Below are 19731 nucleotides of genomic sequence, written 5' to 3'. Positions count from 1 at the left end.
CCCCCGAAGTTTCGTTACTGCGCCTGCGTCGCGGTCTCGACGAGCCGCACGAAATAGGAGACTCCAAAGGGAATCGCCTCATCGCTGAAATTGTAGGACGGGTGATGGCAATAGGGCGTGTCGCCATTGCCGAGGAAGATGAAGGCGCCCGGCCGCGAATTGAGCATGAAGGCGAAATCCTCGCCGCCCATGATCTGCTTCACATTGTCGTTGACATTGGCTTCGCCGACGACCTCGCGCGCGATCTTCGCCGCGAACTCCGCCTTCTCGTCATTGTTCACGAGCACCGGCGTGCCGCGCCAGTAGTCGACATCGATCTTGGCGCCGAAGGATGTCGCGACGCCGGCGCAGATCTCCTTCATCCGCGTCTCGGCGAGATCGCGCGTCTTCTCGCTCAGCGTGCGCACGGTGCCGACGAGCTTCGCCGTCTGCGGGATGATGTTGAAGGCCGAACCCGCTTCGACAACGCAGGTCGACACGACGATCGACTCGATCGGATCGACATTGCGCGATGCGATCGACTGTAGCGCTGTGATCACCTGGCTGAGGATGAGCACCGGATCGACCGAGAGATGCGGGGCCGCTCCATGCGATCCCTTGCCCGAGATGTTGATGGTGAACCTGTCCATCGCCGCCATCACGGCGCCGGGACGGATGCCGAACTTGCCGATGGCGATGGTCGGGTCGTTGTGGAGGCCATAGACCTCGTCGACGCCGAAGCGCTCCATCATGCCGTCCTCGATCATGGCGAGCGCGCCGTTGCCGCCCTCTTCCGCCGGCTGGAAGATGAGCACCGCGGTTCCCGCAAAGTTGCGCGTCTCGGCGAGATATTTAGCGGCGCCGAGCACCATGGCGGTGTGCCCGTCGTGACCGCAGGCGTGCATCGCGCCCGGTTTCTTCGACTTGTAGGGGAGATCGGTCAGCTCCTCGATCGGCAGCGCATCCATGTCGGCGCGCAGCGCGATCGTCTTGCCCTTGCCCGGCTTCGCTCCCTTGATGACGCCGACGACGCCGGTGCGCCCAAGCCCCGTGACCACTTCATCGACGCCGAAGCTCTTCAGCTTGTCCGCGACGAACGCCGCCGTTTCATGCACTTCGTAGAGGATTTCAGGGTTTTCATGCAGATGGCGACGCCAGACGGTGATTTCGTCGGCCAATTCGGCGACGCGGTTGATGACGGGCACTGACAAGCCTCTTGGATGGGGAAGCGCGGAAGGTCCGCAGCGAAGCCGTGCAGCATCCACACGGCGGGGGCGGGGTCAATTCAAGGGAATACAGACCCCCTCCGCATTTTTGACAGGCCGGGGAAGCAAAAATCGCGGCCGGACTGGACCCGACCACGGGCCGGCGTCTAAGCCGGGATCGAACCCGAATGAATGAGCCTGTCCTCTCCGTTTGCGATCTCAGGGTCGAATTCCGGACGCGCCGCGGCGCGCTGACCGCGCTCGACCAGGTGTCGTTCGATATCAGCCGGGGCGAGATCCTCGGCGTCGTCGGCGAATCCGGCGCCGGCAAGTCGGTCACCGGAGCCGCCGTCATCGGGCTGATCGACCCGCCCGGCCGCATCGCCGGCGGCGAGATCAGGCTGAATGGCGAACGCATCGACAATCTCGCGCCGGAAGCTCTGCGCCGGCTGCGCGGCAAGCGCATCGGCATGATCTTCCAGGACCCGCTGGCGGCGCTCAATCCGCTCTATACGATCGGCGCGCAGCTCATCGAAACGATCCGCATCCATCTCGGCATGACTGTGCGACAGGCCCGCCAGCGCGCCATCGATCTCCTCGCCGAAGTCGGCGTCCCTTCAGCCGCGCAACGCATCGACGCCTATCCCCACGAATTCTCCGGCGGCCTGCGCCAGCGCGCGATGATCGCGCTCGCGCTCTGCGCCGAACCCGAACTGCTGATCGCAGACGAACCGACCACGGCGCTCGATGTTTCCGTGCAGGCGCAGATCATCGAACTCATCCTGAAGCTCCGCCGCGACCATGGAACGGCGGTGATGCTGATCACCCACGACATGGGCGTCATCGCCGAAGCGGCGGATCGCGTCGCGGTGATGTATGCCGGCCGCATCGCCGAGATCGGCTTCGCGCGCGACGTGATCACGGCGCCGCTGCATCCTTACGCGTCAGGGCTCATGCGTTCGATCCCGTCGCTCGATGCGAAATCGGATCGGCTGATGCAGATCGCGGGCGCCATGCCGCGCCTGTCCGCGATCCCCGCGGGCTGCGCCTTCCATCCCAGATGCCCGCACGCCTTCGAGCGCTGCAGGTTCGAACGGCCGGAACCCAAGCCGATCGCAGGCCGCGACGATCACATTGTCGCCTGCCATCTTCACGACGCGCCAAGCAGGGAAGCCGCGGCGTGAGCGCGCTGGTGGAGGCGCGCGATGTCAGGCGCGAATTCGATGTCTCGAAATCCTGGCTCGAACGCCGGATCGCGCGCGAGCCCAGGCGAATTCTGAAAGCCGTCGATGGCGTCTCCTTCGACATCGCGCGCGGCGAGACGCTGGCGCTCGTCGGCGAATCCGGGTCGGGCAAGACGACGATGGCGCGCATGATCGTCGGCCTCCTGGCGCCGAGCGCAGGACGCATCACTTTCGACGGCGTCGACATGCATGCCGGCCACATTCCCCGCGAACTGCGCCGGCGCATCCAGATGGTGTTTCAGGACCCTTACGCCAGCCTCAATCCGCGCTGGCGCGTCGATCAGATCATCGCCGAACCTATGCGCGCATTGGCGATCGAATCTGACGAGGCGGCCTGTTTTGCGCGCGTCGATGAATTGCTGCGCCTTGTCGGTCTCGATCCCGCCGACGGCGCGAAATACCCGCATGAATTCTCAGGCGGTCAGCGCCAGCGCATCGCCATCGCCCGGACGTTGGGAACGCGCGCCGAATTCATCGTCTGCGACGAGCCGACATCGGCGCTCGATGTTTCGGTGCAGGCGCAGATCCTCAATCTGATGCGCGACCTCCAGAGCGAATTCGGGCTGACCTATCTCTTCATCAGCCATAATCTCGCGATCGTCCGCTACATGGCGACGCGCATCGCCGTGATGCGTGAGGGCCGCATCGTCGAGATGGCGGCGGCCGAAGAGCTGTTCGCAGAGCCGCGCGACGCCTACACGCGCGCGCTGCTCGACGCGGTTCCCGATCTCGCGGCGGCCGGGCGCGCGCGATAATTTATGATCATTCGGCCTGTCGCTGGCCGAACAGGCGCACGCGCGGACGCTTTGTGCGGAATTGTCCGAACGCGATGGCGCGGAGCGCGATGAGCGCCGCGGCGAAGCTCGACATCCACCAGGCCTGCACCGCAGCAATGCCGAAGAACATCTGCGCCAGCGCCGCCCAGATCAGCGCGATCTCGGCCGCCGCGACATTGGCGGAATGATCCGAGCCATAGCTGCGCGTTGCGATCAAAGTCGCGATTGCGAGCGCGCCAAGCACGCCGAGATCATACCAGAGCGCCACGATCAACGGCGGCGACTGCATCATGGGAAGGATGCCGGCGCTGATCGCGCGCGGCGTGGTCTCGAGCCCATGTCCCGTGATGAGCCGCGCGCCTTCACGCACGACCGATTCGGACAGGCCGGTCATCAGAGCCGACACGTCGTCGAAACCGAGCGAGCGGGCGAAAGGCTGGATCGCGAAAGGCAGCAATGGCGCGATCAGCACCAGAGCCGCGCCGAGCGCGCCAAGCAGCAGCACGCCCGGCCGCTGCGCGATGCGCGCGAAGACGAACGCGACAATCGTGACGATCGCAACAGCGATGGACGCCGCATCCTCCAGCACGAAGGTCGCGCACAGGACGCTGACGCCGAGCGCGATCGCTTCCGGCGCGCGGTCGCGCGAGAGGAGCCAACCGAGCGCAACCGGCGTCAGCAGCGCGATCGCGGCCGCGCCGCGCACCGCGAGGACGGGATCATAGCCGAGCCCGGTCCGGAACGCGCCGCGGGCTTCGAGCGCCAGCACGCAGGCCGCCACCACGGCGGCGAAGGCCCCGATTGGCAGGAAGTAGAGCACCGGCGCGCGCATGCGCCGCGGGATTGCCGCCATGGCTCCGGCCGCGACCAGCGCCACGCCCGCCGTGTTGTAGAGCCGTTCGGCGGAAAGCTGCGGAAAGGGCGACCATGCGATGGTGGCCGCGGCCCACAGGCCAAGGCCGAGCGCGATCATCGTCCGCCCGCCCTGGGCGAAGCTGCGCAGCCTCGCTCCAATCGGCTCGGACGGATCGATCACCGTGCCCATGAAGACAAGGATGCCGCCAAGCGGCAGCAGCAGAATAGCGGCGCGGCGCGAATAGAACGCCGCGCAGGGCAGCGCGAGCCCCAGCATCGCCATGCCGAAGCGACGCAACAATTCGGCCGCGCCGACGGCCGGGTCTTGCGTATAATTCTGCGGACTCACGGGCGCTAGAGAACCTGCTTTGGGGCTCACGTTAGCGACTCGGCCCCGAAAAGACTGTGGGTCCTTTGTCACAGTCCGGCCGCAAATCGCGGCGGCGTTCAATCGCTTAGGGTGCGGCGCACGGCGTCGCGCCAGCCGGCGATGGCCGCCTCCCGTTCCGGCGTCTTCATCTTCGGCTTGAATCGCGTATCCCGCTTCCAGCTTTTGGCGAATCGCGCCGGCTCCGGGCAAACGCCGGCGCCGAGGCCCGCGAGATAGCCCGCTCCCAGCGCGGTGGTCTCCAGCATGGTCGGCCGATCGACCGGCGCGGCGAGAATGTCGGCCAGACGCTGCATGGTCCAATCGCTGGCGACCATGCCGCCATCGACCCGGAGCACCGTCTCGGCGTCGGCGGCCGCATGCCAGTCCGATTTCATCGCCGCGATCAGGTCGAGCGTCTGGAAGCAGACGCTCTCCAGCGCCGCCCGTGCGAATTCGGCCGGCCCGCTGTTGCGCGTCAGGCCGAACATTGCGCCGCGCGCTTCCGAATCCCAATGCGGCGCGCCGAGCCCGACGAAGGCCGGGACGAGATAGACTCGCTGCTTCGGGTCGGCCTCGGCCGCCAGAGGCCCGGTTTCGGCGGCTTTGCGAATGATTCTCAATCCGTCCCGCAGCCACTGCACGGCGGCGCCGGCGATGAAGATCGAGCCTTCCAGCGCATAGGCCCGCTCGCCGCCGATCTGGTAGGCGATGGTGGTCAGGAGCTTATTGGTCGAGGCGACCGGCGTCGCCCCCGTATTCAGGAGCGCGAAACAGCCGGTGCCGTAAGTCGACTTGGCCATGCCGGGCGCGAAACAGGCCTGCCCGACCGTCGCCGCCTGCTGATCGCCCGCCACGCCCTTGATGGCGATCGGCTTGCCGAACAGCTTCGCTTCGGCCGTGCCGAAATCGGCGACGCATTCCTTCACGTCGGGAAGCATCGCCATGGGCACGCCGATCAGCCGGCAAAGCTCCTCGTCCCAGGCGCCCTTATGGATGTCGAACAGCATGGTGCGCGAAGCGTTGGTGACATCGGTCGCGTGGACCGCGCCGCCGGTCAGCCGCCACAGCAGGAAGGAATCGACGGTGCCGAAGCAGAGTTCGCCTCGCTCCGCCTTCACTCGCGCGCCGCGCACATGGTCGAGAATCCAGGCTGCCTTCAGCCCCGAGAAATAGGCGTCGATGACGAGACCGGTCCTGCCCTGAACCAACGGCTCATGGCCGGCCTGCTTCAGCTTCTCGCAGGCGTCGGCGACGCGGCGGTCCTGCCACACGATGGCGTTATGGATCGGCTTTCCCGTGGCGCGATCCCAAACCAAGGTCGTCTCGCGCTGATTGGTGATGCCGATCGCAGCGATCTCGGGCGCAGTCGCGCCGGCCTTGCGAAGCGCCGCGCGGCAGACCGCGAGCGTCGTCGACCAGATGTCCTCGGGATCATGCTCGACCCAGCCCGACGCCGGGAAATGCTGCGGGAATTCCTTCTGGGCGGACGCGACCACTGCAAGCTTCCGGTCGAACAGGATGGCCCGCGACGAGGTCGTACCCTGATCGATCGCCAAGAGATAGGTCGCCATTTCCTCTCCTCCCGCCGTCTCAACTGGACGACGTTGCGCGACATCTATCGGCGCCGCGCGCGAGGATCGTCAACGGCGCCAAGCCTTTTTTCCCAAGCCGGGTGACGAGCGGACTTTGGATCGGCTATGGCGCTTCGCCGGCTCACCCGCCAAGAGGACTTCATGACGACCGACATCGCCGCGGCGCGCGCCATCGAGGAGCGCATGCTGAACGCCTGGCCATCGGTTGAGACCCTGGTCGCCGGCGACTGGCTGCTGCGCTTCGCCAACGGCTATTCCAAACGGTCGAACTCCGCGACCACGCTGCGTGAGGGCGGCGACATGGACGACGCCATGATCGATCACGTCGCGGCGCGCGCGAATCTCTGGGGCATCCCTGCGATCGTCCGCATCTCGCCGCTCTGCGCTTCGACCCTTGAGGCTCGTCTGACCGCGCGCGACTTCCAAGAGATCGAGCCGACCTTCGGCATGATGCGCGAGATCGGCGACGCGGCCGCTGGAGATGCGCGCGTCGAACTTCCCGCCGCGCCCGACGCTGACTGGATCACAGCCAACGCCTCCTCCTACGGCGGCGTGAAGTCAGATGCGACGAAACTCAGAGCGATCCTCGAACGCATCCGTCCGCAGGCGGCTTTCGCGACGTTCATCGAAAATGGCGTCCGCGTCGCCTGGGGCATCGGCGTCATCGAACGCGGCATGATCGGCCTGCAGGATATCGTCGTGTCGCCTGATCTGCGCGGACGCGGCGTCGGGCGCGCGCTCGTCGCGTCACTGATGGCGTGGGGCCGCGAGAATGGCGCGCGCCACGCCTATCTCCATGTGCTTGAAACCAACGAAGGGGCGCGGAAACTCTATCGCAATCTCGGCTTTTCCGACGTCTATACGATCAGGCATCGCGTTCTCGCGCGCGCCTGATCGCAGAGCAACGTGCGGAAAAGTGGGAACCAGTTTTCCGCGAAAACGTTGCGACGAACCAAATATCGAACGGCGCGACGATCCAACTTGAGCGCGCGCTACTGTAACGCTCGATAGCTATTTCGATTTTGAGAAGAAGGCTGCGAAAGCGGCCTGCGCTTCCGGCGACGCGCGCCGCTCCTTAAAGCGTTCGGCCTCATAATCAATTGTCGTCGTCACCAGATCGAACTGGGCGCGCTTCAGCATATGCTTGGTGACGCGCACCGATTCCGCCGGCAGCGCAGCGACTTTCTTCGCCGCAACAAGCGCGTGATCCAGCGACGAACCGTCTTCGACAGCCGCAGTGACCAGTCCCGATTCGGCTGCAACAGAACCGTCGAACAATTCGCCAAGGATCAGCAGTTCCGTCGCGCGCTTCTGTCCCGCGAGCGTCGGCAGCAGAAGGCTCGATCCGCCTTCAGGACAGATGCCAAGCGGCACGAAGGGCATGCGCATTTTCGCGCCGCGCGCGGCATAGGCGAAATCGAAATGCAGCAGCATCGTCACGCCGATGCCGACTGCATGGCCTTCGACAGCCGCGATCAGGATCGTCCTGCAACCATGGATCGTGTGCAGGAACTCCATCGCCGCGCCAGCGCCGGGCGACAGCTCGCCCTGGAAATCGGCAAGATCATTGCCGGCGGTGTAGGTTCCATTGGCGCCGGTCACGACGATGGCGCGAACGTCAGGGTCCGTATCCGCGGCGCGGATCGCATCGGTCAAGCGTTTGTAGGTCTCGACATCGAGCGCGTTGCGGCGCGACGGCCTGTCGATGGTCAGAAGGCGGACGCCGGGCGCGGGCGTGTCGATGCGAAGCTTGGCTTCGGGCTGGGCTGCGACGTTCATGGCGGCCTCCGGCGGAGATAAGGGCCGCGATCGTTAAACCAGACCGTCAGCGTGGCAAGAGGCGGCGAAAGCCCGTCAGTAGAGCCAGGCCGGCCATACCGCGCCAAGAAGCGCGCAGATCGCGGCCGAGACGGCGGCGACCTTCAGCGCGAGCGCAATGTCGGAGTTGAACGGCATCGGCCCTGCGTGACACGCGGCGCATGACAAGTCGATGAATGAGAACAACACGGCCTTGCGTCTTATGACATGCCGCAATCGCGCTGCGGCCGGCCGGAGATCGAAGAACGATCCGGCCGGCCCGCATGAATCATTGCGTCGCCTTGCTCGGATCATCCTTGGGATCGACATAGGTCATCGCGAACGGGCCTTGCCCATGCACCTGCAGCACGGTCGCGCTTGTTGTCCAGGCGTAGTGATTCATCTTCGCCGGCGCTTCGCCGAATCCGCCTGCGGACAGCTCGATTCCCTTCTTCTCATCGAGCTTGTCGCCCATGCCGATATGGAAATTTCCCGACAGCACCGTCACGAATTCGCTCGTCGGGTGATTGTGCGCGGCGATCTTGTAGCCCTTTGGCAGGCGCAGCCTGATGACATAGAGGCCGTCCTTCGAGGGGTCGCCGGATACGAGCGCGAATTCCGCGCCCTTGGGCAGGATCGGCGGCGCCGGACCCCATTTCATATCCTTGCCGTTCATCGGCATCTTCATATCGTCCGCCAGCGCGAAGGCGGCGGGAAACACCAACATCAAAGCAAGCATCCGGAAGCGCATATCGACCTCCCCGGCTTCCAGCCCCACGCGCGAAGGGTTCGCCCTGAAGCGTGAGGCGTCAATGGCGGAGGCGCGCGCCTCACGAAACTTTGCGAGTCCGTCACCGCACCGCGATGGCGGCTTCGATCCGTTAGGAGCGGAGAGTTAGCGTCGAAGCTGCGCCGGATGCCGACCAAGCATGCAACCCGAGAGGCGCCTTGTCGTCAGCGAACGACGTTCGGGGGCAGCGGCGGCTCCGCATTGAGCAGCGTGATCGTCACCCGTCGGTTCGCCGAAAGATAGGGGTTGTCCGGAAAGGCCGGATCGGTGTCGGATTTGCCGGTGACAGCGAAGAAGCGGTTGTCGGGTATGCCGGCGCCCGACAGAATTTCACGCACCGCGGAGGCTCGGCCGGACGACAACTCCCAGCCCGACCAGCCCGACGACGAGCCGGGACGCACTGCGGAGGTATAGCCGGTGATCTGGATGCGATTGGGCATACGCCGCATCACTGGCGCGATGTTCTGCAAGGCGCGGCGGGTGGGTTCGAGCGGTGTGATCGAGCCTTCCGCGAACATCGACCGGCCGTCCTGGTCGACGATGGAAACGTTCAGCCCGTCCTTGGCCTCATCGACGACGATGTTCTTCGAGAGTTCCGCGATCTCGGGCATGTTCCGGAGCGCTTGCCGGAGGCTGGCTATAGCGCTGTTGTTGGCCGGCGCGCTGACGACCGGGCGGCTGACCTCGCGGTCGCTGGCGCGGCCCGAGGTGGTCCGGCGCGCTCCGTCGTCCTGCCCGGTGGTGGCCGTCGCCGCGTCGCGGGGCGCCGACGACTTGGCGCCTGACTGATCCAGGGCAGTGCCGTTCAGTATGCCGCCAGCGCCACTGGTGCTGGAACTCAGAGCCGCTGGCGCGAAGTATTCCGCCAGACCGATCTTCTGCTCTTGCGTCGTCATGCTGATCAGCCACATCAGCAGAAAGAACGCCATCATGGCGGTCACGAAGTCCGCATAGGCGATCTTCCAGGCGCCGCCGTGGTGCGCATGGGCGGCCTTCTTGACCCTCTTGATGATAATCGGCTGGGTGGACTTCGCCATCGAGTCGCTACTCGGGATTGGGTCAGATATTGGCGGGCAGAGCGGCGGTGGCCGCTTCGACTTCTCTGAAGGTCGGGCGGACCTCGCTCATCAAAGCCTTGCGGGCAAATTCTACCGCCATCACCGGCGGCTGGTCGCTGAAAAGGGCGAGGAGACCCGCCTTGAGTGAAAGGTAGTATTTGGATTCCGCCTCGAAGGTGCCCTTGAGCGACTGCGCCATGGGCCCGAAGAAGCCGTAGGCGACGAAGACGCCGAAGAAGGTGCCTACGAGCGCGCCGCCGATCAGACCTCCCAGCACCGCCGGCGGCTCGTTGATCGCCCCCATCGTCTTGATCACGCCGAGCACGGCGGCGACGATGCCAAGCGCCGGTGTTCCGTCGGCGAGCGATTGCATGGCCGCAACCATACGCTCCTGCTCCTGGTGGTGCGTCTCCAGTTCCTCATCCATGAGAGCGTCTATCTCATGAACGACGACAACGCCCATGCTCAACATGCGCATGTAGTCGCAGACGAACTCGACCGCATGATGGTTCGCCGCAAAAGTCGGGAAGGCGTTGAACAGCGTCGACTCAGTCGGATTTTCAATGTGCTGCTCGACCGCCATTACGCCCTTCTGCCTGACAAGCTTGTACAATGAATACTGCATCCCCAGCAGTTCGACATAGCACTCCTGACTGTACTTGGGGCCTTTCATGAGCGTGCCGAGCATTGCGGGCACGGCCTTAAGGACCGGCCCGGGGTTGCCGATGACGAAGGCGCCGATCGCCGCGCCGAGGATGATGACAAACTCGAACGGCTGCCAAAGGACCTCGAGGTGGCCGCCCATCGCCGCATAGCTGCCCAAGACGCAGGTGAAGACGATGATTGCGCCGACGATCAGCCGCATGGTTTGCGCCCCTTGCTCCGCCGCGGGTAAAGCCCGCGCGTATTGGTCTCGGGATGTCCGCTTCCGAAAAGCTGCCGTGAAAAGGCAAAGCCGCCGCGAGGAAATGCTTCCCGGCGGCGACTCTTCGCGTAAGCAACCAGAGCCCAATGCAGCACGGACTCTAACTGACCAATGCGTAGCATCACCTAATAGGCGCCAAAACACAGATGAGTGGTCGTGCAAGCTTCGCGCAGCGTTAACCGTCGGTGAACGAGCCGACCCCTGCTGCTGCCGCGTCACCGCCGCCTAGCGAGATGCTGTCGGATGTCCTTCGCCATGACGCCGACTGCGGTGACGGCCGCGCGAAGCTTTTTCAGAGCAGTTCAGCTCTTCAATCCAATATGCGACCTCATAAGGCTCGTTGACGTTGATGCGGATCGCGTCGCCCGCGCCGCGAGTCTTCAGGTCGGCTGACATGCGAATCCCAACAGCGCAGATGCTCTGAAAAATTCGGCGCTCTTATTCTATCTGAAATTTGGGGGGACCGTGCTGCACCAGATCACGCCGCATTTTGATTGAATCAATCAAAATGCGGGAACGTGATCGATTCCAAAAGTTTAGAGCATGGCTTTTGCGAAAAACCGGTTGCCACTTTTTCGCGCCATGCTCTAGGCGATAGAGACACAACGCCACGTTCCTACAGGCGCGTTCATACCTTGGAGCAGCTTGCTGGCTAAACCGGCTGTTCTTCGAAGCGGGCAGACGCTCCGCACGTTGCGATGCGACGCTCTTGCCGTCTGACAGCTTGCAGGGTTTCTCGCCTTTCTTTGCGCTCCGGATCGCGTGTCCGTGAGCATGTTGGCATCGCCTTTGTTGGCGTCGAGCTGATCCCAACGAGAGGGCCAACAAAATCGGCGAACGCAACGGGCCGCCAATGGACGCAGGCGGACCGTGAACAGCAAAAAGGCCGCCTTTCAGCGACCCTCTGGACGTTAATGGACGATGGCGAGGAAGCCTGTGGTGCCGCAAGAGGGATTCGAACCCCCGACCCCCTCATTACGAATGAGGTGCTCTACCAGCTGAGCTATTGCGGCGACGCGGGCGCTACATACCCCAAAGCGGAGAAAAAGCTAGGGCGCCGGCGCACATTCGGCGAAAGCCGGCTTCAGCCGTTGAACACCCGCCAGCGACGCGGCTCCGCGCCTTGGCGCTCGGCGCCGGGATCGTCGGGCGCATGGGCGACGGGAAAGACCACGGGAGTTGGTTTCGCTGGCGGAACGGACGGCCCAGAAGCCGCGGCAGGCGCTAGCGCTGCGGCGGGTTGTGGAGGCGGCGAAGCCTCTGCGACGGGCGCTGGAGCAGGCGAGGGCTCCGGCGCGGGAGCAGGCTCGGGCGCCGGGGCCGGCTGGACGACTGGCGCCGGCGCGATCTCCAGCACGTCAGCCGCTGCGGGCGCAACCGGCGCCGGCTCCTCGACCGTCGGAGCCGAGATGAGCTCCGGCGGCGAAATCCAGACGAAGGCGTCGAGCCGCCCGGTCGAGGGCGAGGCCGGAAGCCATTTGTCTGACGTCATGCCGTCGGCGACCCAGGTCTTGTCGCGGGGCGCGCGAGCGGCGCGAGCCAGCCAGTAGCGCGTCGCGCCCTGATCCGCGGCGTCGAGCTCGGCGAGGTCGGCCATGGCGAGGCAGACGCGCCCCGTTGGCGAGTCGCTGACAAGCCCGTCGAGCGTCGAGCGCGCGATCGCGATCTCGCGCGCATCAAGCGCCGCCATGGCGACGGCGTAACGACCTTCCACGTCGCCGGGCGTGAGCTTCGCCAGACTCTGTGCGCGCTGCAGCCGGTCGAGCGCGGAATCGCCGGAGCGCAGATGGACATAGATATCGGCAAGATCGGGATGCGGCGCGGATTTCCACGCGGTCTCGATCAGCTTCGCCGCCTTCTTCACATCCCCGCGCTCGCCGAGAAGGCGCGCCGTGAGCGCGACCGCGGGAACGAGATCGGGCGCGAGCCGGCAGGCTTCGCGCGCCAGTTCGAGCGCGCGCGCATTGTCATGCGCCATCGCATCTTCCGCCTCGGCGGCGAAGAGCACGGCGCGATGGCGTTTGGACGTCGCCTTGTCGAGCACGCGCAAACGTTCGGCGCGTTCGAGCGCAGAGCGCGCCGCCTGCCAGTCGCGACGCGCGAAGCAATCGACAAGCACCGCCTCGTTCGCCCAAGCGGCGGACGGCGCGATCTTCACCGCTTCTTCCGCCGCGTGACGCGCAGCCGTCGCATCGCCTGCGCGCTGCGCCTCGACGAACACGCCGCGCCAGCCGAGCAGACGCGCGCCATGAGTTTTCGTCATCGCCTGGAATGCGCGCTGCGCCGCGGCGCGATCGCCGGCGAGCTGCGCCGCCTGCGCATCAAGCAAGAGCGAGAGCGAATGGCCGCCGATCCACTTGCGCGCGTCCTGTGCATGACGTTCGGCGCCGACGAGATCGCCTGATCCGACCGCGACGAGTCCCTTCGACAGCGCGGTAAATCCCTTTTCCTGTCGGCGCGCGCGCGATCCCGTCGCCAGCAGTCGCGGAATGCGCAGCACGAAGCGCAGCACGCTCCACAGGATCGCGACGATGATCGCGAGAACGGCGACGCCGGCGAGCGCAATGCCGATCGAAAGCTTCGTCTCGGCACCGAGCCAGACGATCGTCACCTCGCCGGGATTGTCGGCGAACCAGACGGCGCCGGCCGCGGCCAGCGCAATCAACAGGAAGGCGATGAGAACGCGAAACATGAAACGTCCTTCACTTTCCCGGCTGGGCGAGCGCCCGCGCAGCCTCGTCGATCAATGATTGCGCGGCAACGCCTGCGTCGAGTCGCTGCTTCAACGTCCCGCCCCAGACGGCGGCAAGCGCATGCTGCGGCGCCGGCAGTTTTTCATAGGCCACCCACGCATCGGAGAGCGAACCGCGCGCCAGCGCCGATTCGATGCGCGCGACAAGCGAAGGAACATCATCGCCTTGCGCTTCGCCAACGGGCCGTACGCGCACGAGCTGGCGCAGCGAGGCCCAGGCGCGATCCGCGAGTGAACTTGTGGCGGACACGTTCTGCGCCTGCTCGATCAGACGCGGCGCAAGCGGCTTGAAGGAGTCAGCAAGCGCACGCGGCGACGGAGCGTTGCCGGCTGCATAGGGTTTCAGCGCGGCGAACTGCTGATCCGTCGCGCCGAGCGCTTTCAGCGCGTCGAGTTCGCCGCCGTAGGCGCCGCCGCGCGTCAGAGCCTGCGATATCGCGCTCGCGAGCGCATGGCGCCGCATCACCGTCGAGGCCTGCGCCGCGCCCTGAATTTGGCCAGTGACGCGCGCCAGCTCATCGCTCTTCGCCTGAAGAGCTGCGATCTGCTGCTTCAGCGCTTCGAGCTCCGTGCGCAGATCCTCGCTTCCGCCGGACGCGCTCGCGCCGCTGGAGACCGGCGCTTGGGTTTGCGCAGCGGCTTGCACTCGCTTTGCAAGTTCCTCGATCTGCGCGCGCAACGCCGCCTGATCGCGCTGAAACGCCGCGGTTGCGCCATCGACCTTCTGCTGCAGCGGCGCGAGGTCGCTGCGCGGCGCAAGCGTGGCGAAGCGCTGATCGAGCGCGCTGAAATCAGCCGGCTTTGGCGCGAGCGCGAACAGAAGCGCGACGACCGCGCCCGCAATGGCGCCGGCGACGGTCGAGACGATCAACGGCGTCAAAATGGAAGGCGAGCGTGGCGGCGCGTCCTTTTGAGAAGCGCTTGCGAAACTCGTGGCGGACGATGCTGCCGCGGCGCGAGGCTCCTCACGCATCTCCCTGATCTCATCGCGCGCGTCGGCGGATGACACCGCGCTGGCGCGCAACGGCGAAGTCTCGGCGCTTGCAACAGCCTCCTCGTTCGAAGCCGGCGCATCGACAAGCGATGTCGCTTGAGCGGGCACAGAGGCGTCTTTCGCCTCAGGGACAACCGCCGCGTCTTCCGTGATTGCAGGCGCGGCGCTGGTCTCCGATGCTTCGGCGCGCTCCTCGACCCTTTTCGCTTCGCCCTCGATTACGCGCGGCGCGCGCGAACGCGAAGCACGCTTCGGCCGCTGCGGCGCATCTTCGGGTGCGATGGACTCGATCGCTGGCGCTTCATCGAGCGCAGCCGCAAGCGCCACGAACAAGGAATCCTCATTCGGCGCATCGGCGATCGCCGCATGCGCGCGCAACTGATCCGGCAACGCGTCCGCGATCTCCTGCGACAGGCAGACATGGCGCAGGCGCGCGAGCTTGTCGGACGCGTCGGCGCTCTGCGCGAGCGCGATGAACTGGCGCGCGCTGCGCGGCGAATAATGCAGCACGGCGTCGACGATGTCGTAGCGCAAACCCGCGATCGCTTCCGCGGTGAGTTGTTCGACGAGAGCCGCCTCATAGGCGACGACGGCGACGATCCCGTAGCCCTTCTCGCGCAGCGCCTCGAGCGGCTGATCGCGATGCGGGTCTCCGACGACAGCTAGAATGCGCGCCGGTGGGGCGAGCGCGCGAAAGATCAGTTCGACCAGATCATCGCCATCGCCTTCGGCGGAGCGGACATTCTTGTAGCCGCCCTCGCGAATCGCCGCGGCGGCCTGATCGCCAACGGCGAAGACCGGCCTGTCGCCGAGCGCGGCTCGAATCTCCGGCCGCGTCAGCCAGCCGGCGGCGTTGGCGCTGGTAGCGAGAACGACGTCGGCGCGTCCCTCTGGAATCGGAGGCGTCAGCTCCGCGATCGCCAGCACCGGCGAGACGATGACTTCGCGCCCGTCCGCCCGCAGGCGTTCGGCGGTGCGGGCCGCTTGTCTTTCCGGTCGGGTGACGAGAATGGTCGCCATGCTCTTCAGTCAGGTTCCGGTCTGGCGAGAGATAAGGCGGCGATCCCCCTGGACCGCCGCCCGGGCAGTGCTGCGCGCTGGCCTAACGACCGACCACGCCCGCAGGCGCGCGCGCAAGAAGGTCCTTGCCCGCTTCGTCGCCCAGCTCGGCGGCGCGGGCGACCGGCCCCTCGATCGCCACCGTGGCGCCATCGGACCCGTCAGGCAAGAGCGCCTCGCCCCGAAACGTTACGATACCGTTATGGATGGTCGCGAGCCCTCCGATCGGCGTCCGGCAGGAGCCGTCGAGCCGCGTGAGGAAGGCGCGCTCGGCCGCCAGCGCCAGACCCGTGTCCAGATCGATGATAGCGGCCAACAGAGCGGTTATTCTCGCGTCCTGGGCTCTGGAGGCGATGGCGATCGCCCCCTGTCCCACGGCCGGCAGGAAGCCCTCCAGAGGCAGGATTTCGGCGACCCGATCCACCTGCCCAAGCCGCGTCAATCCGGCCATGGCCAGCAGGGTCGCGTCGAATTCCCCCTCCTCGACCTTGCGGATTCGCGTGTCCACATTGCCGCGCAGGAGGCCGATTTCAAAATCAGAACGGAAGCGTTTCAATTGCGCCTGGCGGCGGATTGACGCAGTTCCGATGCGCGCGCCGGGCCGCAGGGTCGCGAGCGTCGCGCCCGGCGCGGCGATCAGCCCGTCGCGCACATCAACGCGCGGGAGATAACCGGCGATGACGACGCCCGGCTCAAGGAAAGTCGGCACGTCCTTGGCCGAGTGGACGGCGATGTCGATCGCGCCCGACAGGAGCGCCGCATCAAGCTCCTTCGTGAACAGCCCCTTGCCGCCGGCCTCCGATAACGCCCGGTCGCGAATAGCGTCCCCGGTGGTGCGGATCGGCGTCACAGCGATCGCCTCCTCGGCGACGCCATGCGCCGCCGCGAGCCGCGCCCGCGTCTCGTAAGCCTGCTTGAGAGCCAGCGGGCTGCCGCGCGTGCCAAGGGTCAGGAAAGGCGTGCTCACATCAGGATTCCCGGCGCCGGTTGTGACGGCGGCCGAACAGTCTATGACGGGCTCTAAGCGCCGGCTCGCGGCGCGACAAGCCCGCTTGCGAATGATCGTCCTCGGCATCGAAACCACCTGCGATGAGACCGCCGCCGCCATCGTGCGCCTCGCCGGCGACGGGCGCGGCGAGATTCTCGCCAACGAGGTTCACAGCCAGATCAAGGATCACGCGCCCTATGGCGGCGTGGTGCCGGAAGTAGCGGCGCGCGCCCATGTCGAGATTCTCGACGGCCTCGTGAAGCGCGCGCTGAACGATGCGAATCTGAAACTGAGTGATGTCGATGGCGTCGCCGCCGCCGCGGGACCCGGCCTTGTCGGCGGCGTGCTTGTCGGCCTGACCACAGCGAAGACTCTGGCGCTTGCCGCCGGCAAACCGTTCGTGGCCGTCAATCACCTCGAGGCGCATGCGCTGACGCCACGCCTGACCGATGGTCTGCCATTTCCCTATTTGCTGCTGCTTGTCTCAGGCGGCCATACGCAGCTGCTCGCAGTGCGCGGCGTCGGCGATTACAAGCGCCTGGGCACCACGATCGACGATGCGGTCGGCGAAGCCTTCGACAAGGTCGCGAAGCTTCTTGGCCTGCCCTATCCCGGCGGCCCCGCGGTCGAGCGTGCGGCCGAGCGCGGCGATCCCGAACGCATTCCCCTGCCGCGTCCGATGCTCGGCCGGCCGAAGCCTGATTTCTCGCTCTCGGGCCTGAAGACCGCCGTGCGCATGGAGGCGGAGAAGCGCATGCCGCTCAACGGCGCCGACGTCGCGGATCTCTGCGCCTCGTTTCAGGCGGCGATCGTCGACGTGCTCGTCGATCGAATCAGATTCGCGCTGCGCGCCTTCCGCGACGCGACCAATGAGCCGCCGCGCGCGCTCGTCGTCGCCGGCGGCGTCGCCGCGAACGGCGCGATTCGTCAGGCTCTCGTGCGGCTCGCCGCCGAGATCGGTCTGCGCCTCGTCGCGCCGCCGCCGGCGCTCTGCACCGACAATGGCGCGATGATCGCGTGGGCTGGCATCGAAAGGCTGGCGCTCGACATGAAGGACGAACTCGATGCGAGTCCGCGCCCGCGCTGGCCGCTCGATCAGTCGAGCGCAGCCGCCTATGGCGGCGGCCGGCTCGGAGCCAAGGCGTGATGCGCGTGCGCGAACGACATAAGGTCGTTCTCTACGTCACGCGCGGCGATGATCTTCTCGTATTTCGCGAACCTGATTTTCCCGAAGTTGGCATTCAGCCGCCCGGCGGAACCGTCGACGAAGGCGAATCGATTCTCGAAGCCGCGCGACGCGAACTCGAAGAAGAGACCGGCATTGTCGATGCGCCTGTTTTTCATCCGCTGGGCGAGGCGACCTTCATCTTCGAGAGCGATGGGGTGAGGCACATCTATCATCGTCACTTCTTCCATGTTCCCGTGACCGTCGAGACGCCAGCACAGTGGGAGCGGATCGAGGAAAAGCTCGATAACGGCGGAGCGCCAATCCGCTTCGAACTTTTCTGGATGGCGCTGGCGGAGAAGCCCCATTTCTTCGCCGAGCTTGGGGCGAAGCTCGACGAATTCGCCGCGACAATGGAGCGCGCGGCGGCATGAGCGATTTCGACTCAATCGCCGTCCTCGGCGCTGGCGCTTGGGGCACGGCGCTCGCCAACGCGGTCGCGCGCGAAGGCCGCACGGTGACGCTGATCGCGCGCGATCCCGAACATGCCTGGGAGATGCGCACGCAGGGTCAGAACATGCGCCGGTTGCCCGGCGTGCCGCTGGCGGAGGGCGTTTCGCCGACAGCCGATCTCTCATCTCTCGCCGCGGCCTCGCTCGTCATTCTCGCGACGCCAACGCAAACTGTTCGCGCGGCGAGCGAAGGTCTCGTCTCGCATATCACGAGCGGAACCCCGGTTGTCTCGACGGCGAAAGGCATCGAACGCGACAGCGGCCTCTACCCCACCGAAATCATCGGCGCGGCGCTCGCCTCTTCGCCGGTCGCGGCGCTTTCGGGACCCAGCTTCGCGAGCGATGTCGCACGCGGCCTGCCGACCGCCGTAGTGCTCGCCTGCGCTGACGCGACGCTTGCAGCCGCCATTGCGGAAGCGCTGTCATCGCCGACACTGCGTCTCTATCACGGCGCCGATGTGCATGGCGTGGAGATTGGCGGCGCGGCGAAGAATGTGCTTGCGATCGGGGCTGGCGTCGTCGCCGGCAAAGGACTGGGCGAAAGCGCCCGCGCCGCTCTGGTGGCGCGCGGCTTCGCCGAACTGCAACGCTTCGCCTCCGCCTGCTGCGCAAAGCCGGAAACGCTGATGGGGCTTTCAGGCCTTGGCGATCTCGTGCTCACCTGCGGCTCCGCGAAATCGCGCAACTTCGCCTTCGGCGAGGCGCTGGGGCGTGGTCGCAGCGCCGCCGACGTCGCGCGCGAGGCTCTTGCCGAAGGCGCCTACACCGCGGATATCCTTGTCCGCGTGGCGCGCGAGCGCGGCGTCGACATGCCGATCTGCGAAGCGGTCGCGAAGCTGATCGCAGGCGGCGTGACCGTCGACGACGCGGTCGCGGCCTTGATGACGCGGCCGCTGCGCGCCGAGAGGTAGGGAGCCGCATGGCGGACAGGTCTGATTTTCTCAAGCGCATTTTCAAAGGCGTCGCCGCCGCCCGCGCGGTGATCGGCTCGGACGTTCTCGCCTCCAGCCTGCCGGTCGCGATCGGAACGCAGACGGCGCGGCCCGTGGTCGAACGCCGCAAGCGTCGCGCCGACGGAACCGAGCGATATGTGCTCGTCCTTCCTTTCGGCGAAGGCGACACGCGCATCGAGATGACGCCGGCCGAGTATGAAGCGCTGACGCGCGAGATGATCCGGTTCTGGAATGAGCAGCTTGCGCCGCAGCCGCCGGCGCAGACAGAGGGGGACGAAAACTGATGGCCCATTGGCTGATCAAATCGGAGCCGAGCGCCTGGTCGTGGGACGATCAGGTGAAGGCCGGCGCGAAAGGGACGCACTGGGACGGCGTGCATAACCATACCGCCAAGCTCAACCTGATGAAGATGAAGAAGGGCGACGAGGTCTTCTTCTATCACTCGAACGAAGGACTTGAGATCGTCGGCATCGTCGAGGTGATCAAGGAGCATTATCCCGATCCGAAGACGCCCGGCGAACCCTGGGTGCTCGTCGATTTCAAGGCGGGCAAGCCGCTGCCGAAGCCGGTGACGCTGAAGGAAATCAAGGCGACGCCGAAACTCGCCAAGATGTCGCTCGTCACGTCGTTTCGGCTCTCGGTGCAGCCCGTGACGGACGAGGAGTGGAAGCTCGTCTGCAAGATGGGCGGGCTGTGAGCCAGGTCCGGCGAAAGCCC

Annotated in this window: 17 protein-coding genes, 1 tRNA gene and 2 pseudogenes; 8 read left to right on the top strand and 12 right to left on the bottom strand. The window is 66.0% G+C overall.

The genetic code is table 11. The features are described 5' to 3' along the window. Nucleotides 1-14 precede the first annotated feature (14 nt). A complete protein-coding gene (locus L8F45_RS23620; protein ID WP_342360277.1) occupies nucleotides 15-1184 on the bottom strand; it encodes a M20 aminoacylase family protein in 1170 nt (389 codons plus the stop codon). 188 nt (nucleotides 1185-1372) lie between these two features. Between L8F45_RS23620 and L8F45_RS23615 the strand changes: the two genes are divergently transcribed. Both L8F45_RS23615 and L8F45_RS23610 read left to right on the top strand, forming a co-directional pair. Next, on the top strand, nucleotides 1373-2368 hold the full coding sequence (locus tag L8F45_RS23615; RefSeq protein ID WP_342360276.1) for an ABC transporter ATP-binding protein: 996 nt from the start codon (nucleotides 1373-1375) through the stop codon (nucleotides 2366-2368). Further along, nucleotides 2365-3180: pseudogene (locus L8F45_RS23610) on the top strand (ATP-binding cassette domain-containing protein); the annotation flags it as partial. The gene L8F45_RS23615 and the pseudogene L8F45_RS23610, both read left to right, overlap by 4 nt. 10 nt (nucleotides 3181-3190) lie before the next feature. On the opposite strand, the gene L8F45_RS23605 reads toward L8F45_RS23610, so the two are convergent. Together L8F45_RS23605 and glpK are read right to left on the bottom strand one after the other, a co-directional pair. Beyond that, on the bottom strand, nucleotides 3191-4408 hold the full coding sequence (locus tag L8F45_RS23605) for a hypothetical protein (RefSeq protein ID WP_342360275.1): 1218 nt from the start codon (nucleotides 4406-4408) through the stop codon (nucleotides 3191-3193). 98 nt (nucleotides 4409-4506) lie between these two features. Then, the gene (gene glpK, locus L8F45_RS23600) at nucleotides 4507-6000 is read right to left on the bottom strand and encodes a glycerol kinase GlpK (RefSeq protein ID WP_342360274.1); all 1494 of its coding nucleotides are present in this window, start codon (nucleotides 5998-6000) and stop codon (nucleotides 4507-4509) included. Between the two features lie 162 nt (nucleotides 6001-6162). Here glpK and L8F45_RS23595 point away from each other — a divergent pair, with 162 nt between their 5' ends. After that, nucleotides 6163-6915 carry a GNAT family N-acetyltransferase gene (locus L8F45_RS23595; protein WP_342360273.1) on the top strand — a complete coding sequence of 251 codons (753 nt, stop codon included), beginning with the start codon at nucleotides 6163-6165 and terminating at the stop codon, nucleotides 6913-6915. Nucleotides 6916-7032: 117 nt separating this feature from the next. On the opposite strand, the gene L8F45_RS23590 is transcribed toward L8F45_RS23595, so the two are convergent. From L8F45_RS23590 to hemC, 9 genes and pseudogenes are all read right to left on the bottom strand, one after another. Further along, nucleotides 7033-7800, bottom strand: coding sequence for an enoyl-CoA hydratase-related protein (locus L8F45_RS23590; RefSeq protein ID WP_342360272.1), 768 nt, complete (start codon nucleotides 7798-7800; stop codon nucleotides 7033-7035). A gap of 307 nt (nucleotides 7801-8107) precedes the next feature. Further along, complete coding sequence (locus L8F45_RS23585) at nucleotides 8108-8569, bottom strand: cupin domain-containing protein (RefSeq protein WP_342360271.1); 462 nt, start codon at nucleotides 8567-8569, stop codon at nucleotides 8108-8110. Nucleotides 8570-8772: 203 nt separating this feature from the next. Further along, a complete protein-coding gene (locus L8F45_RS23580) occupies nucleotides 8773-9645 on the bottom strand; it encodes a flagellar motor protein MotB (protein WP_342360270.1) in 873 nt (290 codons plus the stop codon). A gap of 22 nt (nucleotides 9646-9667) precedes the next feature. Continuing rightward, nucleotides 9668-10531, bottom strand: a complete 864-nt coding sequence (motA, locus tag L8F45_RS23575; protein WP_342360269.1) for a flagellar motor stator protein MotA — start codon at nucleotides 10529-10531, stop codon at nucleotides 9668-9670. Between the two features lie 275 nt (nucleotides 10532-10806). After that, nucleotides 10807-10987, bottom strand: a pseudogene (locus L8F45_RS30870) (DUF3606 domain-containing protein). Between the two features lie 541 nt (nucleotides 10988-11528). After that, nucleotides 11529-11604, bottom strand: a tRNA-Thr gene (locus L8F45_RS23570). Nucleotides 11605-11675: 71 nt separating this feature from the next. Further along, nucleotides 11676-13283: a heme biosynthesis protein HemY gene (locus L8F45_RS23565; RefSeq protein WP_342360268.1), complete on the bottom strand. Its 1608-nt coding sequence runs from the start codon at nucleotides 13281-13283 to the stop codon at nucleotides 11676-11678. 10 nt (nucleotides 13284-13293) lie between these two features. Further along, the gene (locus L8F45_RS23560; RefSeq protein WP_342360267.1) at nucleotides 13294-15357 is read right to left on the bottom strand and encodes a uroporphyrinogen-III synthase; all 2064 of its coding nucleotides are present in this window, start codon (nucleotides 15355-15357) and stop codon (nucleotides 13294-13296) included. Nucleotides 15358-15439: 82 nt separating this feature from the next. Beyond that, nucleotides 15440-16363, bottom strand: coding sequence for a hydroxymethylbilane synthase (gene hemC, locus L8F45_RS23555; RefSeq protein WP_342360266.1), 924 nt, complete (start codon nucleotides 16361-16363; stop codon nucleotides 15440-15442). Nucleotides 16364-16454: 91 nt separating this feature from the next. Between hemC and tsaD the strand changes: the two genes are divergently transcribed. The 5 genes from tsaD to L8F45_RS23530 are packed head-to-tail and all read left to right on the top strand — an operon-like array spanning nucleotide 16455 to nucleotide 19711. Next, entirely contained in the window at nucleotides 16455-17531 is a 1077-nt protein-coding gene (tsaD, locus tag L8F45_RS23550) for a tRNA (adenosine(37)-N6)-threonylcarbamoyltransferase complex transferase subunit TsaD (RefSeq protein ID WP_342363554.1), read from the top strand. Between the two features lie 5 nt (nucleotides 17532-17536). Then, a complete protein-coding gene (locus tag L8F45_RS23545; protein ID WP_425329956.1) occupies nucleotides 17537-17983 on the top strand; it encodes an NUDIX domain-containing protein in 447 nt (148 codons plus the stop codon). Next, nucleotides 17980-18972 (top strand): NAD(P)H-dependent glycerol-3-phosphate dehydrogenase, encoded by a 993-nt coding sequence (locus tag L8F45_RS23540; RefSeq protein WP_342360265.1) that lies wholly within the window; start codon nucleotides 17980-17982, stop codon nucleotides 18970-18972. The genes L8F45_RS23545 and L8F45_RS23540 overlap by 4 nt, the downstream gene beginning before the upstream one ends. 8 nt (nucleotides 18973-18980) lie before the next feature. Next, nucleotides 18981-19298, top strand: coding sequence for a hypothetical protein (locus L8F45_RS23535; protein ID WP_342360264.1), 318 nt, complete (start codon nucleotides 18981-18983; stop codon nucleotides 19296-19298). Next, nucleotides 19298-19711 carry an EVE domain-containing protein gene (locus L8F45_RS23530; RefSeq protein WP_342360263.1) on the top strand — a complete coding sequence of 138 codons (414 nt, stop codon included), beginning with the start codon at nucleotides 19298-19300 and terminating at the stop codon, nucleotides 19709-19711. Before L8F45_RS23535 ends, L8F45_RS23530 begins: the two co-directional genes overlap by 1 nt. Nucleotides 19712-19731: the final 20 nt, after the last annotated feature.

Origin of the sequence: Terrirubrum flagellatum (genome assembly GCF_022059845.1) — a bacterium.
Taxonomy (GTDB): Bacteria; Pseudomonadota; Alphaproteobacteria; order Rhizobiales; family Beijerinckiaceae; genus Terrirubrum; species Terrirubrum flagellatum.
The sequence above is the reverse complement of the archived record's forward strand: the minus strand, read 5'-3'. Positions and strand labels throughout refer to the sequence as shown.

Bases quoted from the DNA above. Each gene is read 5' to 3' on its own strand.
- L8F45_RS23540 (WP_342360265.1), top strand. From the start codon at position 17,980: ATGAGCGATTTCGACTCAATCGCCGTCCTCGGCGCTGGCGCTTGGGGC.
- L8F45_RS23615 (WP_342360276.1), top strand. From the start codon at position 1,373: ATGAATGAGCCTGTCCTCTCCGTTTGCGATCTCAGGGTCGAATTCCGG.
- L8F45_RS23580 (WP_342360270.1), bottom strand. From the start codon at position 9,645: ATGGCGAAGTCCACCCAGCCGATTATCATCAAGAGGGTCAAGAAGGCC.
- motA (WP_342360269.1), bottom strand. From the start codon at position 10,531: ATGCGGCTGATCGTCGGCGCAATCATCGTCTTCACCTGCGTCTTGGGC.
- tsaD (WP_342363554.1), top strand. From the start codon at position 16,455: ATGATCGTCCTCGGCATCGAAACCACCTGCGATGAGACCGCCGCCGCC.
- L8F45_RS23585 (WP_342360271.1), bottom strand. From the start codon at position 8,569: ATGCGCTTCCGGATGCTTGCTTTGATGTTGGTGTTTCCCGCCGCCTTC.
- L8F45_RS23565 (WP_342360268.1), bottom strand. From the start codon at position 13,283: ATGTTTCGCGTTCTCATCGCCTTCCTGTTGATTGCGCTGGCCGCGGCC.
- L8F45_RS23590 (WP_342360272.1), bottom strand. From the start codon at position 7,800: ATGAACGTCGCAGCCCAGCCCGAAGCCAAGCTTCGCATCGACACGCCC.
- L8F45_RS23560 (WP_342360267.1), bottom strand. From the start codon at position 15,357: ATGGCGACCATTCTCGTCACCCGACCGGAAAGACAAGCGGCCCGCACC.
- L8F45_RS23535 (WP_342360264.1), top strand. From the start codon at position 18,981: ATGGCGGACAGGTCTGATTTTCTCAAGCGCATTTTCAAAGGCGTCGCC.
- L8F45_RS23530 (WP_342360263.1), top strand. From the start codon at position 19,298: ATGGCCCATTGGCTGATCAAATCGGAGCCGAGCGCCTGGTCGTGGGAC.
- L8F45_RS23595 (WP_342360273.1), top strand. From the start codon at position 6,163: ATGACGACCGACATCGCCGCGGCGCGCGCCATCGAGGAGCGCATGCTG.
- glpK (WP_342360274.1), bottom strand. From the start codon at position 6,000: ATGGCGACCTATCTCTTGGCGATCGATCAGGGTACGACCTCGTCGCGG.